The sequence below is a fragment of the Mesorhizobium sp. WSM4850 genome, from assembly GCF_055811735.1.
Genome location: NZ_JBVVPV010000039.1, coordinates 54628 through 68980, shown reverse-complemented (window position 1 = coordinate 68980; position 14353 = coordinate 54628). Strand labels below are relative to the sequence as shown.

Here is a 14353-nt window from a genome sequence, read left to right as displayed (position 1 = left end):
TCAGCAACCCAACCCTACCGAAGAACATCGATGACCGCCGCTGCGCCGCTCGCTCGCTACAGCGCTGTTGAGGGCGCGCTCGCGAGCGGCTTCGCTATCGCCGACCTACACCACGCGGTGGGACACGACCACTCCTCGCGGTGAAGAGGTTTTACGGTCCGCTCTGGTCGCGTTTAGGCGTTGCTCGCCATCGCCACGGCGTAAGCCCCTCCGGAAGTCAGGTCAAGTGCAACAAGCAGGTGGGACATTGCGTTCCGCCACCCGGATCGGGATCCGAGATTGCCAGGTCCGAAAGGTCCCAGTCCTGCGGCCGGAGTGATGTCGACTTCGAGGTCCGGCTGCGGCCTCAGCCCTGCTTCCTCGTAGCTCCGCCCGACCAAGGCCATCGCCTTCTCGCGCAGGCCGGCCTCGACCGGAGCCGTCGCTTCCGGCCACGGTTCCGTCGACTCGCGGCCGCAGATCGCGATCCGGTAGGGTTCGCCGCTGCCCGAGTGCATCAATTGGCTGACTTCGATCTGGTAACCATAGCCGCTCGCACGAAAGGCGTGTCGGTCCACTCCGTCCACGAGATCCTTTTATCGAAAAGACGACATTGCGACTTCGGCAACCTCGTTCGAAATCTCGCTGCCGCAATGGATTTGATGGCGTAGCAGACGACATTGTCTGCAGGCGCGATGCCCGACACTTGGATCAACGGCCGCCAAACAAGACAAACTGTGCAGCCCTATAAGCTTCCGCTCGACGGCATCCGCTTTTCGATTTCCTTTAATATGTTGGTTGCGCGTGCGATGCGGCTATGCTTGGCCAGCGAAAAGGTGCTCACGCAACAATTGCGGCAGATGGATGCCGACGGGCTGATCAGCCGCGCGCCTATGACGAGGTACCGCCCTCGCGTGGAATACTCGATCACGCCGCTCGGCTTTAGCCTGAACGATGCGATGGCAGTCATGTCGGCGTGGGGCAAGCACCACGAGACATGGAAATCGCACCGTAAGGCGGCCTGACGCGGGCAGCCTATGGAGGCTTTGGCCGACCGCCGCACGACATTCCTAGCTAGTCGATGCGCGGTCGCTGCTTGCCACGGCGGCCCAGAAGATTGGCAACGACGAGCAGGACGATCGACAGTGCCATCATCAGCGTCGCGGCAGCGGTGATTGCCGGGCTCAGCTTCTCGCGCAGGCCGATGAACATCTCGAGCGGCATGGTGCGCTGATTGGCGCTGGCCAGAAACTGCGCCACGACGACCTCGTCGAACGAGGTGACGAACGCGAAGGCCGCCCCTGACAGCACGCCGGGCAGGATCAGCGGCAGCATCACCCTGAAGAACGATGTGATGGGCCTTGCTCCGGAGATGGCGGCGGCGCGCATCAGATTGCGGTCGAAGCCGGAGAGGCTCGCCCCCACCGTGACGACGACGAAGGGGCTGGCGAGCGCGGTATGCGCCAGGATGATCCCGGCATAGGTGCTGGCGAGGCCGACGCGCGCATAGAACAGATATGAGCCGACGGCGGTGATCACCACCGGCACGATCAGCGGCGAAAGCAGCAGCGGCATGACGATGCGGCGGCCGGGAAATTTTTCGTCTGAAAGTGCAATCGCCGTCAACGTGCCGAGTATCGTTGCGATCAGCGTCGTCCCGAAGGCAACGATCAGGCTGTTGCCGATTGCTGCTTGCCAGCGCTGGGTTCCAAGCACGACCTCGTACCAGCGCGTCGAAATTCCCTCCAGCGGAAAGATGAAGAAGGCGCCGCTGTTGAACGACAAGGGGACGGGAATGAGGAGTGGCACGAGGAGGAACAGGATCACCATGCCGCACCACAGCCAGAGCAGGGTGATGCGGATTCTCTCGCCTGTCGTTGGATAGGGAGACAGCAACATGGCTACACCAGCTTGAGACGGTCGAGGCCGAGGATGCGGGCGAAGATGCCGAACAACGCCAGTGTGAAGACGAGCAGGATGAAGCTGAGCGCCGCCGCCATCTCCCAGTTCAGTTCGACATTGACGTAGCTGGCGATGAAATTGCTGATCAGCTGGTCGCTGGCGCCGCCGATCAGCGCCGGCGTGATGTAATAGCCGAGGCAGAGGATGAAGGTGAGCAGACAGCCGGCCATCACGCCAGGAAAGACCTGTGGAAGGTAGACGCGGCGGAAGGCGGTAAAAGGTTTTGCGCCGAGCGAATAGGCAGCCTTCATCTGCGAGGGCTGGATGGTGCGCATGACGCTGTAGATCGGCAGCAGTGTGAACGGCAGCTGGATGTGGGTCATGGCGATGATCAGTCCGATGCGGCTGTACATCAGGTCGAGCCGGTCGTCGGCAACGCCGAGCCACAGCAGCAGGTCGTTGACCAGGCCGAATTTCTGCAGGAGCACAGTCCAGGCTGCGGTTCGCACCAGGATCGACGTCCAGAACGGCAGCAGCACCGCGACGATGAGGATGGCGGCGAGGCCCTTGGGCACGGAGGCGATGAGGTAGGCGAGGGGGAAGCCCAGTATCAGCGTGGCCAGCGTCACCGCAGCGGCGACGAAGAATGTGCGCATGAATACCTGCAGGAAGATGGCCTGTTCGGGCGGCACCCTTTCGATGCCGCCATCGGCATTCCAACGCAGATCAAGCGCGCTCAGCAGGTAGAACGACGTGACGCTATGGGTGCCGCTCTCGATGACCGGCCATGTGCCCGGGGCCGACCAGAACGGCACCGCTTTCATCACCTCCAGCGGCGGCCTGTCGGCGGCCTCGAGTTGACGCACCGTCTTGAGCACCTGGCTGCGTGCACCTGGTAGACGGGCGTTCAGGCTCTTGGCGAGTTCGTAGGCGGTGCCCTTGGCCTGATTGCTGCGGAGATCGGCGGCAAGGGCCAGGAACGCAGCATCGTCGGGCAGTCCCGTGCCGTTCCAGCCGGCCAATGCCTGGCTGGTCTGCGGCAAGGCGTCGGCAATCGTCGGATCATAGACGGCGCGCGACAGCAACAGGACGATCGGGATGCCGAAGTTCAGAGCCAGCAGCACGAGCAAAGGTGCTGCCAAGGTCAGCGATCGCAGGCGGTCGCCTAGATCGGCGCGGCGAAGCGCCGCCGCGACCGACTTTGCTGCGCCGGAATCGGCGGCCGACCAGTCGCGGCTTGCCCGCGGCCGGTCCAGTTTCGTGGGCTCGAGCGCCGACATTTTCCCTACTGCGCGAGCCAGGCGTTGAAGCGCTTGACCAGATCCTCGCCATAGTCGCCCCAGAATTCGGTATCGGCGACCAGGTAAGCGCTCATGTGGTCGGGTGCGTTCGGCAATTTCGGCAGGGCGTCCGGCGCGACGAAGGAAGCCGCATCGATGCGCACCGGCCCGTAGGTGATGTAGCTGGCGAGCTTGGCGTTAATTTCCGGCTGGCTGATATAGGCAAGATACTTGTAGGCCAGGTCCGGGCTCTTGGCGCCCTTCGGAATGGCAATCATGTCATATTCGAGGATCTGGTTGTTCCAGACGATCTTGAACGGCGCCCCGTCCTTGTCGATGGCATTCTGGATACGGCCGTTCCAGGCGGTGGTCATCACCACTTCCTTGGATGCGAGGAGCTGCGGCGGCTGTGCGCCGGCATCCCACCAGACGATGTCCTGCTTGATGGTGTTGAGCTTCTTGAAAGCGCGGTTGACGCCTTCGGGGGTTGCCAGCACCTCGTAGACATCGGCCGCCGCGACCCCGTCGGCCATCAGTGCCCATTCGAGGTTCTGTGCCGGAAACTTGCGCATCGCGCGCTTGCCCGGAAACTTCGTCGTGTCGAAGATGTCGAGGACCGAGGTTGGCGCCTCCTTCAGCACGTTGGGGTCATAGGCAAGGACATCGCCATAGGCGTCGAGACCGACGCCGCAGTCGAGCGCCGAACCTTCGATGAACTTTTCACGGGGGGCGATCCTGGAATAGTCGAGCCGCTCGAGAATGCCGGCGTCGCAACCCTGCAGCACAGTCGCCGTCTCGACAGTCACCAGATCGATCGGCACGTTGCCGGTATCGACCATCGCTTTGACCTTGCCAAGATCGCCAAGATATTCCTGCTCGACGATCTTGATCCCGGTTTCCTTGCTGAACGGCTCGAACCATGCCTTGCGCTGGGCATCCTGCCAGGCGCCGCCGCTGGCCATGATCGAAAGCTCTTCCGCGAAAGCGGCATTTCCCATGGTGATGAATGCTGTGGCTGCCGCGAAGGCGAACAGCCGGGCTTTTGTGATTTTCATTGTTCTTATTCCCCTGTTTTCGAGATGGAACCGTCCGTTCCGGCATCGGCCGGAAAGGCGCGGCAGTCGGTGGACGCGCAGGAAACCGTGACCGGTTCCCCGTTGCCCATGGTCGCTTCGGGGCCGACCTTGACGGTCAGCACCTGGCCGCTTTCCAGCCTGGCCAGAAGACGCTGGTGGTCGCCGAGATAGATGCGGCCTTCGACCGTGGCGGCTAACGCATTTGCACCGTTCGAAGCGGGCGCGAGCTTCAACCGTTCGGGGCGGATGGCGACATGGCAGGCCGCGCCTTCGGCGACGCCGATGGCCAGCGCGGCGACCGAACCGCCGCCGTGCAGCGCGACGCGGCACTCCTTGCCGGAGACGCGCTCGACCTTGCCTTCCAGCGTGTTGTTCTCGCCGATGAAGCTGGCGACGAACGAGCTCTCCGGCGTGTTGTAGAGATCGTCAGGCGAACCGAGCTGGGCAATCCCGCCATGGTTGAACACGGCAACGTGGTCCGACATGGTCAGCGCCTCGCTCTGGTCGTGCGTCACATAGACGATGGTGACGCCGAGCATGGTGTGCAGCTGCTTGATCTCGATCTGCATGTGCTCCCGCAGCTTCTTGTCGAGCGCGCCGAGCGGCTCGTCCATCAGCACCAGGCTTGGCTCGAACACCAGCGCGCGGGCGAGCGCGACGCGCTGCTGCTGGCCGCCGGAAAGCTGCGCCGGCCGCCGGTCGCCGAACTGCCGCAGCCGCACCATGTCGAGCGCGCGGCCGACGCGGGAGGCCACGTCCGCCCTGGTGGTCTTGCGGACCGAGAGCGGGAAGGCGACGTTCTCCTCGACGCTCATGTGCGGAAACAGCGCGTAGTTCTGGAACACCATGCCGATGTTGCGTTCGTAGGGCGGCAGCCTGTCGACCGACCGGCCTTCAAGCGTGATGACGCCGCTGGTCGGCCGTTCGAAGCCGGCAAGCATGTTGAGCGTCGTCGTCTTGCCCGAACCTGAGGGGCCGAGAAGGGTGAGGAACTCGCCGCGCGCCACGCTGAGGTTCAGCCGTGTCACTGCGAACGTGCGGCCGTCATAGGATTTCTCGACGTCGACGAACTCGACAAATCCTTGGCCGTCATGGGGGCGGCCGCCGGCATTGGGGCCGCCCGCATTGGCCCCCGGTGCCGGACCGGCGCTGCCGCGTGACAGGCCTGTCGCTTCGGCGATCACGGACGGAATTCCGTTGGGCGCCGGCAATGGCCGCTTGTCGAAACGAGGTGGTGCTTGCCGTCCATGTGCCAGTCTCGCTTGACGCTGGCCGCGCAAGGCGGCAAACCAAACTTGTATGCCCACACAATCAATCGCTAAAGAACCATAGATGCAGACAAGTTTGCCCGTCAAGCGGCTTTCTTCGAAGTTGTGTGAGATTCTTCTGCCGGATTTTGCAATCAGGCACCGGACAAGTGCTATTGTCCGGAGCATTGTCTTATGCTAGATGCGCCGGTAGCCAGAGCCTCAACACACCGAAACCGCCAATCCGCATGCTCCAGGACCTGCAACTCGCCTCGGAGGAAGGCCCGGTCTACCGGCGCCTTGCCGACGCTATTGCCGAACGGATTACCGCCGGCACGCTTGCGGTTGGAGACCGGCTGCCGCCGCAGCGCGAGATTGCCCGCGCGCTTGGCATCAACGTCACCACGGTGACGCGGGCGCTGTCGACGCTGCAGCAGCGCGGCCTGCTCGAAGCGCGGCCCGGACGCGGCACCACGGTGGCTGCCCGCAATGGCGGCGAAGGACCCGGTTTCGTGTCGGCGCCAAGCGACGACAGCGGCGTCATCGACCTTTCCGTCAACCGGCCGGCAACCTCGGCCTATCTCGATGCCTTGGCCCTGCTGCTGCCGCGCCTGGCCAAGGACCGGCACTACGCTACGCTTCAGGACTATCACCCGCCCGAGGGGCCGCTGTGGGCGAGGGCGGAGATCGCCGAGTGGATGCAGCCGGTCGCCGGCGCCGGCGATCCCGGCCGGGTGGTGCTGGCGGCGGGCGCCCAGCATGGGCTGGATTGCGTGCTTGGCGCGGTGACCAGGCAGGGCGAGGTCGTGCTCGCCGACGAAGTGACCTATCAGGGCATCAATGCACTGTGCCGGGTGCATGGGCTCGATCTCAGAGGCATCGCCATGGACCGTGGCGGCATGCGGGCCGACGCGTTCGAGGCGGCCTGCGTGCAGTTGCGCCCGCGCGCGGTCTTCCTGGTGCCGACCCTGCACAACCCGACCACCATCACGCTGGGCGAGGAACGCCGGCACGAGCTGGTGACTGTCGCCCGTCGCCATAACGTCCTCATCATCGAGGATGACGTCTATCGGCCGCTGGCGGACAATCCGCCGCCGTCGCTTGCCAGCCTCGAGCCCGAATTGACGGTTCACATCGGCGCCTTGTCGAAATGCCTTGCCCCGGGACTGCGCCTCGGTTTTGTGATCGCGCCACGCGCCATAGCCGGCCAGGTCGCTGCGGCTTTGCGCATAAACTGCTGGAGCATCAGCCCTCTGACCGCGCTGATCGGCGCACGGCTGATAGAAGAGGGCTCGGCGGCGCGTATCATCGAAGCCCAGAAGCAGGAGCTTCGCCAGCGCCAGGCCATCCTCACCGAAATCCTCGGCCGCTACGATGTCCAGAGCCACGCCACCTCGACGCATGCCTGGCTGCGCCTGCCGGAGCCGTGGCGCGGCGCGGGTTTCGCTCGCACCTGCCTGGAACGTGGCGTTGCCGTTCTTCCCGGCGATGCCTTCGCGGTCGGGCGCGAGCCGGTGCAGCACGGAGTGCGCATCAATGTCGGCGCCGCGCGCTCGCTCGACGATCTGCGCACCGCGCTGAACACCATGGCTGAACTGCTCGCGGCCGGGCATCTGCAACTGCCTGGCTTCGTCTAGACCATGATCCCGAAAAGTGGGGGCCGGTTTTCGGAAAAGATCATGGTCAAACAAGAAGATACAGTCGTGGCAGCATCGGAAGCCGTCGAAATCGCCATCGTTGGCGCCGGCATTGTCGGATTGGCAACGGCACTCCGGCTTGCGGCCGAGGGGCGCGAGGTGCTGCTCATCGATCCCAACGAGCCTGGCTCCGGCGCCTCGTTCGGCAACGCCGGAACGATCGCCGAATATGCCTGTATGCCGGTCGGCAATCCGGCCGTTCTGCGCGCGCTGCCAAGACTGCTGCTCGATCCAGACAGCCCTTTTTCGCTGCGCTGGCCGGCTCTGTTCCAGTTGGCGCCGTGGCTGGTCAGTTTTGTCAGAGAGTCGCTTCCGGCGGCCACCCGGGCCAATGCGCTGGCGCTCGCCGGGCTTCTGGCCGAGGCCCTGCCGGCCTGGGAGGAGATGGCGAAAGAGGCCGATATGGTCGACCTGCTGCGCCGCAACGGCTGCCTCTACCTGTATCGTCGCGAGAGCGATTTCGCCAAGGCCGCTGGGGGCAGGGCGTTGCGCGCCGGGTTTGGCGTGCATCAGGAGGTTCTGACGCCGGCAGAGGTGGCCGCGCTGGAGCCGAGCCTGCCGCCGGCCGGGGCCCGCGGACTGTACTTTCCGGATTCGATGAATGTCACCGATCCAAAGACGCTGATGCGGCGGCTGCTCGATGCCGCAACCGCCCGCGGCGTGTCGGTGGCGCAGGCTGCTATATCAGGGCTGCAGATCGAGGCGGACGGTGCCAGGCTCAGCGGTTGCGGCCTTCGCATCAAGGCGAGCACGGTGGTGATCGCCGCGGGTGCGCAATCGCGGGCGTTGGCCATGCAGGCCGGCGACAGCATCCCGCTCGAGACCGAACGCGGCTATCATCTCGAATTCCCGATCGAAGCGCCTTTGCTCAATCGTCCGGTCTGTCCTGTCGATCTCGGCTTTTACATGACGCCGATGACCGGCCGGCTGCGTGTCGCCGGAACCGTCGAGCTCGGCGGGCTTGCAGCGCCGGCAAATCCGCGCCGGCTGGCGCTACTGGATCGCGGTGCCAGGCAGTTCTTCCCCTCACTCGGCCGGTCCTCATCCGAATGGCTCGGGTTCCGGCCGTCGCTGCCCGATTCCCGGCCCGTCATCGGTCGGTCACGTGGCAGCCGCAGGGTGATCCATGCCTTCGGCCATGGTCATCTCGGCCTCACCCTGGCGCCGATCACCGCCCGCTTGGTCGCCGACCTGATTGCCGGACGCGGCGATCCTGACTGCCTCGCGCCCTTTGCGGTGGGCCGCTTCGCTGCTTGACGCTAGGTCGGCTCCGCCGCGGCAGCGTAGCGCGTGAGCATTGGACAGGCAGTTCGGCACCATTCAAGCAGAAACCCGCCCCGGTCTCAGGAGCGGGTCTGTTGCCTGAGGCGGAACTCAACACATGTCCGCAGCCGCAAGGTCACCTCGCGATGCTGAAGATCTGGTTAACCCGCCATATTTGATTCAAATCCTGCTGTGGATGTTCGCCTTTGGGTAAATCGAAATGGGCCATCGTTGTCCAGCGGCGGGCAAAAGGAGAATCCATGACCAGTGACTTTGCCGCAGCCCACCTCCATCTTGAACGAGCCTGTCACTATTTGCGCGGCGATGACGAGACGAGCAGCGCGGCGCGCGCCGCCCTGGACATCCTGATCGATGCAATTGTCGCAGCCCAGTACAAGCGTCCGCCCGCTGACGTGGTGGAATTTCCCAGAACGGCAAAGCAGCGTTAGTCGGCGAAGCGCGGCGCATCCGCAAGATTAATGCGCCGCTTCAAGTTCTTGTTTGCATACATGTCGTTGTGTTGACATGTCGTTGTCCTGATACTGCTGCGCGCCCTCGGGTCAGGCCCGAGGGCATGCCTTGGGCGACATGCAGTCGCGGGCGAAACAAATGGAGCGGGATGGCCAGTTCAAATTAAACGCATCCCGCTTTGGGTCCGCCGCACCTCTCCCAATGGCTGATGCTCGGCAGCAGGAGCTACCGACGACGGCGGATTGACTCTTACTCTGCGCTCGTGCTGATGTTGCAGTGCAACATAGGGCAGCGGGGGCTAACTGGTGTTTATTGGGCAGCAGCAGTATTCAAGCGCGACGCCGATATGGAACGTTGGTCGCAGCAAGATCACGAAAGTCAGAGGACGGGACGATACATTTGACGGATTGACCGCATTTGCCCCGTTCTGGGCAATGGCGGCGATCTTCAGTATCGCCGGTGATATCTACTCCATGCTTGGCTACAAGGGGCCGCTGTTTGCCGCTCTGAGCTGGTCGGTCGTCCTGTTCAGCCTGCTACTCCTGCTGTACCCGCGGCGAACCGAGTTCTTGATCGGGCTCGTGATGGTATCGCTTGTGCTGTACGCGCTGCGCATGCCGGTCGCTTCGAACAACAAGACGATCACGGCGGTGATGAACGGGGCTATCCTGCTCAGTGCGGCAGTGCTCTATCTACGGGCCGCCGGCCGCGGCGCCGCGCTGGCCCGGATGGAGCTTTATCAACAGATCCGGATCGTCGCCCGGGCGCTGCTCGCCATCATGTATTTCTACGGCATCTTCCACAAGATCAACACCGATTTCCTCGATCCTTCCGTGAGTTGCGCGGTGGGCCTCTACGCTCCGCTGGCTCGTCCGTTCGGCCTCGAGGACAATCTGTTTGGCCGGTATCTTGCGATCTTCGCCACCTTTGTCATTGAGGCGATCGCGATTGTGTCTCTCTACTGGAAGCGCTATTTCGCCGTGGGGTTCATCCTCGCACTCGTCTTCCATTACGTGATCCCGATCTCGGCCTATTCCTGGTACATGGACTTTTCCAGCCTGGTGTTCGCGCTGTATGTGCTGAGCATCCCCACGCCCGCCAGCGAGGCGCTCTATCGCACCTCGCTGGAGTTTATCAATCCGCTGCGCGAGACGTTCGGCCGGGTCGGGATCTTGCTGCCGGGCGCGGCCGTGATGCTGGTCGCGGTCACTCTCGTCATTGTGCTCACTTATGCTTTTCCCGGGCGCTCCTTCGACATGATGGTCCACTCCGTCTGGATCCTCATTTGGGGGGTAGTGGGCGGCGCGGCGATGGTCGTGCTGTCCTATGTGGCCCTGCAGAACCTGCCTTGCCGGACCGTCTCCTCGCCGCGCCAGCCGCTCTGGGTCTATTTGGTGCCGGGCTTGTTCTTCCTCTCCTGCCTGTCACCCTATGTCGGGCTCAAGACGGAGAGTTCCATCAACATGTTCAGCAATCTGCACACCGAGGCCGGCCAGACCAACCATCTGCTCTTTCCCAAGCCACCATACATGTTCAACTATCAGAACGAGGTGGTGAAGATCGTTGATTCCTCCGAGCCCCATCTCGTCCGGCAGTCGCGGGCGGGCAATTACCACGTGCTCCTCGATGTGAAGAAACAACTGCGCCGGAAGCCCGAGGCTTGGGTGACTTACGTGAAGGATGGCGAGACGATTACCCGCGCCAACGCCTCGACCTTCGCAGGCGAAATGCCCAGCCTCCTCGAACGCAAGTTGCTTATGTTCAAGTTGGTGGATTTCTCGCGGCCGAAGGCCTGCACCCACTGAACGCCGCTTTCACGGAAATTGGCAGATGTCGCCGGACAGTCGACTTAAGCCATCCAATGCCCAATCGCGTCGCGATTGTTAAGAGTCACGAGTCGCTTTAAGTTCATGGTCGCTATCGCAAAACCGCTGCGCATCCTCGGTCAGGGCCTGAGGGCATGCTTTAGCGCCGTTCGAGGTCGGCAGGGATCAGCGAGCGGCCGCGAAGCCTCAGGGTGGCCCGGCGTCCGAGCTTGAGCGCCGGATAGATCAGCCGCGCGGCCGTCCTGTTTGAGAGAATCCTGCGGTTGAGCCAGCCGAAAAGCGTCGAAGAGGAACTGAGGATCGCCAAGAGATTGATGGCTTCCTCGCCGTGGTAGACGCGATCCTCGAAAACGAAGAGCATGCCCTCGTTCAGGTCGAAGCCCTGGCGCTGAAACTCGACAACGCGCGGGTCGCCGGAGCGCGCGTCAAGCAACTCGACAGGACCGAGCGCGTCGCGCAGCCGGGCAAAGCGGACATAGCTCTGGCAGAAGATGCAGTCGCCGTCATAGACGATAAGCGCCGTCTTGCCGGGGGGCTTCATTGCAGCGTCGGATCCTGACTGTGCCCCATCGGTGCTTCTACGGCGCCATCGATCGCGCAATTGCCGTAGAATGCGCAGCCGGAGACGACGGGCAGGTTGCTGAAGGCGTCGAGGATGGCGACGAGCACCAGCCCGACAATGCCGAGCATCAACATTTTCTTGTGGGCGGACAAGTCGCGAAGCATCTTGGTCCTTTTCTGCTTGATGCGGACCTGGTCGATCCGACGTCAAAGCGCGATCGATTTCAACAGCCGGCTGGTTGCAAGAGCGGCAGCCCGTGCCGGCCAAGGTTTCCTATCGCTTGAACTGCCATAGTCGGCACCAGCCTGTTATTGTGCAACGCAACAATGGGTGAAGATCGGCGGAAAATCAAGCGGAATGCTGAATTTCGCCGACTTTTGCGACATTGCGTCGGCGGCAACCGGCAATGCGGACCTCCGAGCCAATTCGCACTTGCCACACAGTATGATGCAATGCACAATCACCATCGAAACCGAAGGACCGGGCCGGCCGATAAGCCGTATCCAGGAAACGCTGAAGTTGAACCTGCCCATCCGTGAGACCTGGCTGGACACTGCCAAGGGCTTGGGAATCACCCTCGTCGTCATGGCCCATGTCCTCGACCACAGCACCTGGCGCTGGGCGCACCCGATTTACTTCGCGGCATCGCTGTTCTTCATGCCGTTCTTCTTCATCATATCCGGCTACCTTTTTGCCGTCACGGAGAGGAAGGCGCTTCTCCGCAAGCGCGTCCAGGGCCTGCTCATCCCCTATGTAATGTTTCTCGGCGCGATCATGGCGAGCGTGCTCGTTGTCGACTTTTTGCGCGGCGACACCCCGGCGCCCTGGCAGATCAGGGAACTCATCACCGACGCCCTGTTGGGCGGACGGCACCTGACGCGCGAACTCGGCGTGTTCTGGTTCGTCACCTGCCTCGTCGCCACGCAACTTGTCTACAACGAGGTCGCGATCAGGACCAGCGGGCCGACCGATCCCGGCATGCTGGTCTTCGTCGGCGCATCCGTCGGCCTCGCCTATTCAATCCAGGCATATTGGCAGGAGGTGCGCGCGCCGCTGGCGCTGACGAACGTGCCGCTCGCCATAGGCGCATTCTGGTTCGGACATTTCCTGCGCGAACGCGGCATGAACGCACTGTGGTCGGCGGTATTTGTCGTGGCGGTTGCCGGGGTCGCGCTCGCGGCGGCGCTGACGGGGTCCGACTTTACCTTCAGCATGAAGAACGCCATCTTCGGCCCGCCACTTCTCGGCCTGCTCGTTGCATTGGCGATCTCGACCTTTATCCTCGGCCTCGTCCGCTTCATGGCGATGCCGAGCTTGCGCATCGCTCCGTTGGCGGAAATCGGCGCAGCCTCCCTGGTGATCATGTTCGTCCATCAGTTCGTTCATTTCACGCTGCGGGACTTCGGAATGTCTTCCGAGTTGGCGCTGATCGCCCTGTCGCTCGGACTTCCCTATCTTCTCTATCGCGGACTGAGGTCGTCCCGCATCCTGTCGCCCTGGTTCATCGGAAGCGGAGACTTGGCGCTCAGCATCCAACTGATGAGGCGAAGCCTCGCCTTCCGGGCAGGCTGAGCAAGAACGTGTCCGGGTGACGGCAGTAGCGGTTTGCTTCCGGATCGGAGCTGTCCGGCGCCCGGTTCGTCTGCCTTGCCGGCCCGTTTCGGCCGAGCGTGTGGGCATCCGAGTACGATTCCGGGCAGACCTTCCTGGCCCCCCTGTTCCCGCGAGGGCGGCGGGCGTATTCTCGCGGTCCGACGGGTCGAAATCATCAGGGGAGGAGATTGCGATGGCTGAGGCAACGCGCCACGACGCTTGGCAGGCCGGGGATAGCTACGACCTCTATATGGGGCGATGGAGCCGTCAGATCGCTCCACCTTTCCTGGATTGGCTCGATCCGGCGGAGGGTCTGGACTGGCTTGAGGTGGGTTGCGGAACCGGGGTGCTGTCGGCAGCCATCCTGGCCCGTTGCAATCCCAGGAGCCTGGTGTCCATAGACCCGTCGGAGGGGTTTCTCGCCAAGGCGCGGGCAAACGTGCCGGACAAGCGTGTCGCGTTTCTCGCAGGCGATGCGCAGGCCTTGGCAGTCGAATCGGGCAGCAAGGACATGGTCGTGTCGGCGCTTGTTCTCAACTTCGTCCCCGACAGGCAAAAGGCGCTCGCCGAGATGCGGCGAGTGGCCCGGCCTGGAGCAACGATAGGCTTCTATGTGTGGGATTATCCTGGCGGAGGAGTGGAATTCATGCGGGCCTTCTGGACCGCTGCGACGGCGCTTGACCCCGGTGCCATCGACCTTACCGAGGACAGGCGTTTTCCATTTTGCACACAAGATGGATTGACCGATCTCGCGGAGAAGGCCGGCCTGGTTTCCATCGACTCCACCCGGATTGAAATGCCCGCTGTGTTCAAGGACTTTGAAGACTACTGGCACCCCTTCACCCTGGGTGCGGGGCCGGCGCCCGGCTATTGCATGAGTCTCGAACCCGCAGCTCGCCAGAGATTGATGGAGAGGCTCCGCGACAGTCTGCCGCGCGGCGAGGACGGGTCCATTCCCCTGAAAACCAGAGCCTGGGCAGTCAAGGCGAAGGCGCGCTGATGACTGGCAGCCATGTCGCGCCAGACCGGCAGGCCGCCAACTATAGACGGTCCTGCGCAAGTTCGGGTTGACCGGCCTTGTGTGCGAAGCGACTATTCGTCTGGGACAGCCGAGATGCAGATTGCGCGAGGAGATTACGATGGACGAGCCCGATCGCTGGCGTCACATGTCGAGCGCGCCAAGGGATGGCAGCCGAATCCTTGTCACGGTTCGGCCGTCTGAGCAGGGGCCGGCGGAAGTCGACCTGGCTTACTGGTCTCGAGCCGACCAGTTCGGCAGCGAAGGCTGGCGCGCTTCCGACTCGTCGCCCGGACGCGTGGTTGAATACGCCGAGCCCGAGCTGAAATGCTGGATGCCACTGCCGACAGCCAATCTGAGCAAGGGTTCATTGCCGAGCCCCTGGGACGAAGAAGATGTCCCGCTGCTGGATGGATCGGGGATATGAGGCTGAGCGCGA

General features: G+C 63.1%; 15 protein-coding genes. 8 read left to right on the top strand and 7 right to left on the bottom strand.

The genetic code is table 11. From position 1 onward, the window contains the following. Nucleotides 1–173 precede the first annotated feature (173 nt). Entirely contained in the window at nucleotides 174–557 is a 384-nt protein-coding gene (locus AC0L2Z_RS27505) for a hypothetical protein (RefSeq protein WP_473629817.1), read from the bottom strand. Between the two features lie 117 nt (nucleotides 558–674). Between AC0L2Z_RS27505 and AC0L2Z_RS27500 the strand changes: the two genes are divergently transcribed. Then, complete coding sequence (locus AC0L2Z_RS27500) at nucleotides 675–1004, top strand: winged helix-turn-helix transcriptional regulator (protein ID WP_473629816.1); 330 nt, start codon at nucleotides 675–677, stop codon at nucleotides 1002–1004. Nucleotides 1005–1053: 49 nt separating this feature from the next. Here AC0L2Z_RS27500 and AC0L2Z_RS27495 read toward each other — a convergent pair whose 3' ends face one another. The 4 genes from AC0L2Z_RS27495 to AC0L2Z_RS27480 are packed head-to-tail and all read right to left on the bottom strand — an operon-like array spanning nucleotide 1054 to nucleotide 5421. After that, nucleotides 1054–1878 (bottom strand): ABC transporter permease, encoded by an 825-nt coding sequence (locus AC0L2Z_RS27495; protein ID WP_473629815.1) that lies wholly within the window; start codon nucleotides 1876–1878, stop codon nucleotides 1054–1056. Nucleotides 1879–1880: 2 nt separating this feature from the next. Further along, nucleotides 1881–3161, bottom strand: coding sequence for an ABC transporter permease (locus tag AC0L2Z_RS27490; protein WP_473629814.1), 1281 nt, complete (start codon nucleotides 3159–3161; stop codon nucleotides 1881–1883). Nucleotides 3162–3166: 5 nt separating this feature from the next. After that, entirely contained in the window at nucleotides 3167–4216 is a 1050-nt protein-coding gene (locus AC0L2Z_RS27485) for an ABC transporter substrate-binding protein (RefSeq protein WP_473629813.1), read from the bottom strand. A 5-nt stretch (nucleotides 4217–4221) separates the two neighbouring features. Continuing rightward, nucleotides 4222–5421: an ABC transporter ATP-binding protein gene (locus tag AC0L2Z_RS27480; RefSeq protein ID WP_473629812.1), complete on the bottom strand. Its 1200-nt coding sequence runs from the start codon at nucleotides 5419–5421 to the stop codon at nucleotides 4222–4224. Nucleotides 5422–5732: 311 nt separating this feature from the next. Here AC0L2Z_RS27480 and AC0L2Z_RS27475 point away from each other — a divergent pair, with 311 nt between their 5' ends. The 4 genes from AC0L2Z_RS27475 to AC0L2Z_RS27460 all read left to right on the top strand — a co-directional run bounded on the left by AC0L2Z_RS27475 (nucleotide 5733) and on the right by AC0L2Z_RS27460 (nucleotide 10720). Next, nucleotides 5733–7121: an aminotransferase-like domain-containing protein gene (locus AC0L2Z_RS27475; RefSeq protein WP_473629811.1), complete on the top strand. Its 1389-nt coding sequence runs from the start codon at nucleotides 5733–5735 to the stop codon at nucleotides 7119–7121. A 66-nt stretch (nucleotides 7122–7187) separates the two neighbouring features. Further along, on the top strand, nucleotides 7188–8438 hold the full coding sequence (locus AC0L2Z_RS27470; protein ID WP_473629819.1) for an NAD(P)/FAD-dependent oxidoreductase: 1251 nt from the start codon (nucleotides 7188–7190) through the stop codon (nucleotides 8436–8438). 266 nt (nucleotides 8439–8704) lie between these two features. Then, entirely contained in the window at nucleotides 8705–8893 is a 189-nt protein-coding gene (locus tag AC0L2Z_RS27465) for a hypothetical protein (RefSeq protein WP_023799140.1), read from the top strand. Between the two features lie 429 nt (nucleotides 8894–9322). Further along, entirely contained in the window at nucleotides 9323–10720 is a 1398-nt protein-coding gene (locus AC0L2Z_RS27460) for a thiol-disulfide oxidoreductase (protein WP_473629810.1), read from the top strand. A 160-nt stretch (nucleotides 10721–10880) separates the two neighbouring features. Here the strand turns inward: AC0L2Z_RS27460 and AC0L2Z_RS27455 are convergent, their stop codons facing one another. Both AC0L2Z_RS27455 and AC0L2Z_RS27450 read right to left on the bottom strand, forming a co-directional pair. Then, complete coding sequence (locus tag AC0L2Z_RS27455) at nucleotides 10881–11282, bottom strand: DCC1-like thiol-disulfide oxidoreductase family protein (RefSeq protein WP_473629809.1); 402 nt, start codon at nucleotides 11280–11282, stop codon at nucleotides 10881–10883. Then, a complete protein-coding gene (locus AC0L2Z_RS27450; RefSeq protein WP_473481314.1) occupies nucleotides 11279–11431 on the bottom strand; it encodes a hypothetical protein in 153 nt (50 codons plus the stop codon). Before AC0L2Z_RS27450 ends, AC0L2Z_RS27455 begins: the two co-directional genes overlap by 4 nt. 391 nt (nucleotides 11432–11822) lie before the next feature. Between AC0L2Z_RS27450 and AC0L2Z_RS27445 the strand changes: the two genes are divergently transcribed. The 3 genes from AC0L2Z_RS27445 (at nucleotide 11823) to AC0L2Z_RS27435 (ending at nucleotide 14341) form a co-directional block, all read left to right on the top strand. Then, a complete protein-coding gene (locus AC0L2Z_RS27445) occupies nucleotides 11823–12875 on the top strand; it encodes an acyltransferase family protein (RefSeq protein WP_473481312.1) in 1053 nt (350 codons plus the stop codon). Nucleotides 12876–13089: 214 nt separating this feature from the next. Next, nucleotides 13090–13896, top strand: a complete 807-nt coding sequence (locus AC0L2Z_RS27440) for a class I SAM-dependent methyltransferase (RefSeq protein ID WP_473629808.1) — start codon at nucleotides 13090–13092, stop codon at nucleotides 13894–13896. Between the two features lie 139 nt (nucleotides 13897–14035). Continuing rightward, nucleotides 14036–14341 carry a hypothetical protein gene (locus AC0L2Z_RS27435; RefSeq protein WP_023799134.1) on the top strand — a complete coding sequence of 102 codons (306 nt, stop codon included), beginning with the start codon at nucleotides 14036–14038 and terminating at the stop codon, nucleotides 14339–14341. Nucleotides 14342–14353 lie beyond the last annotated feature (12 nt).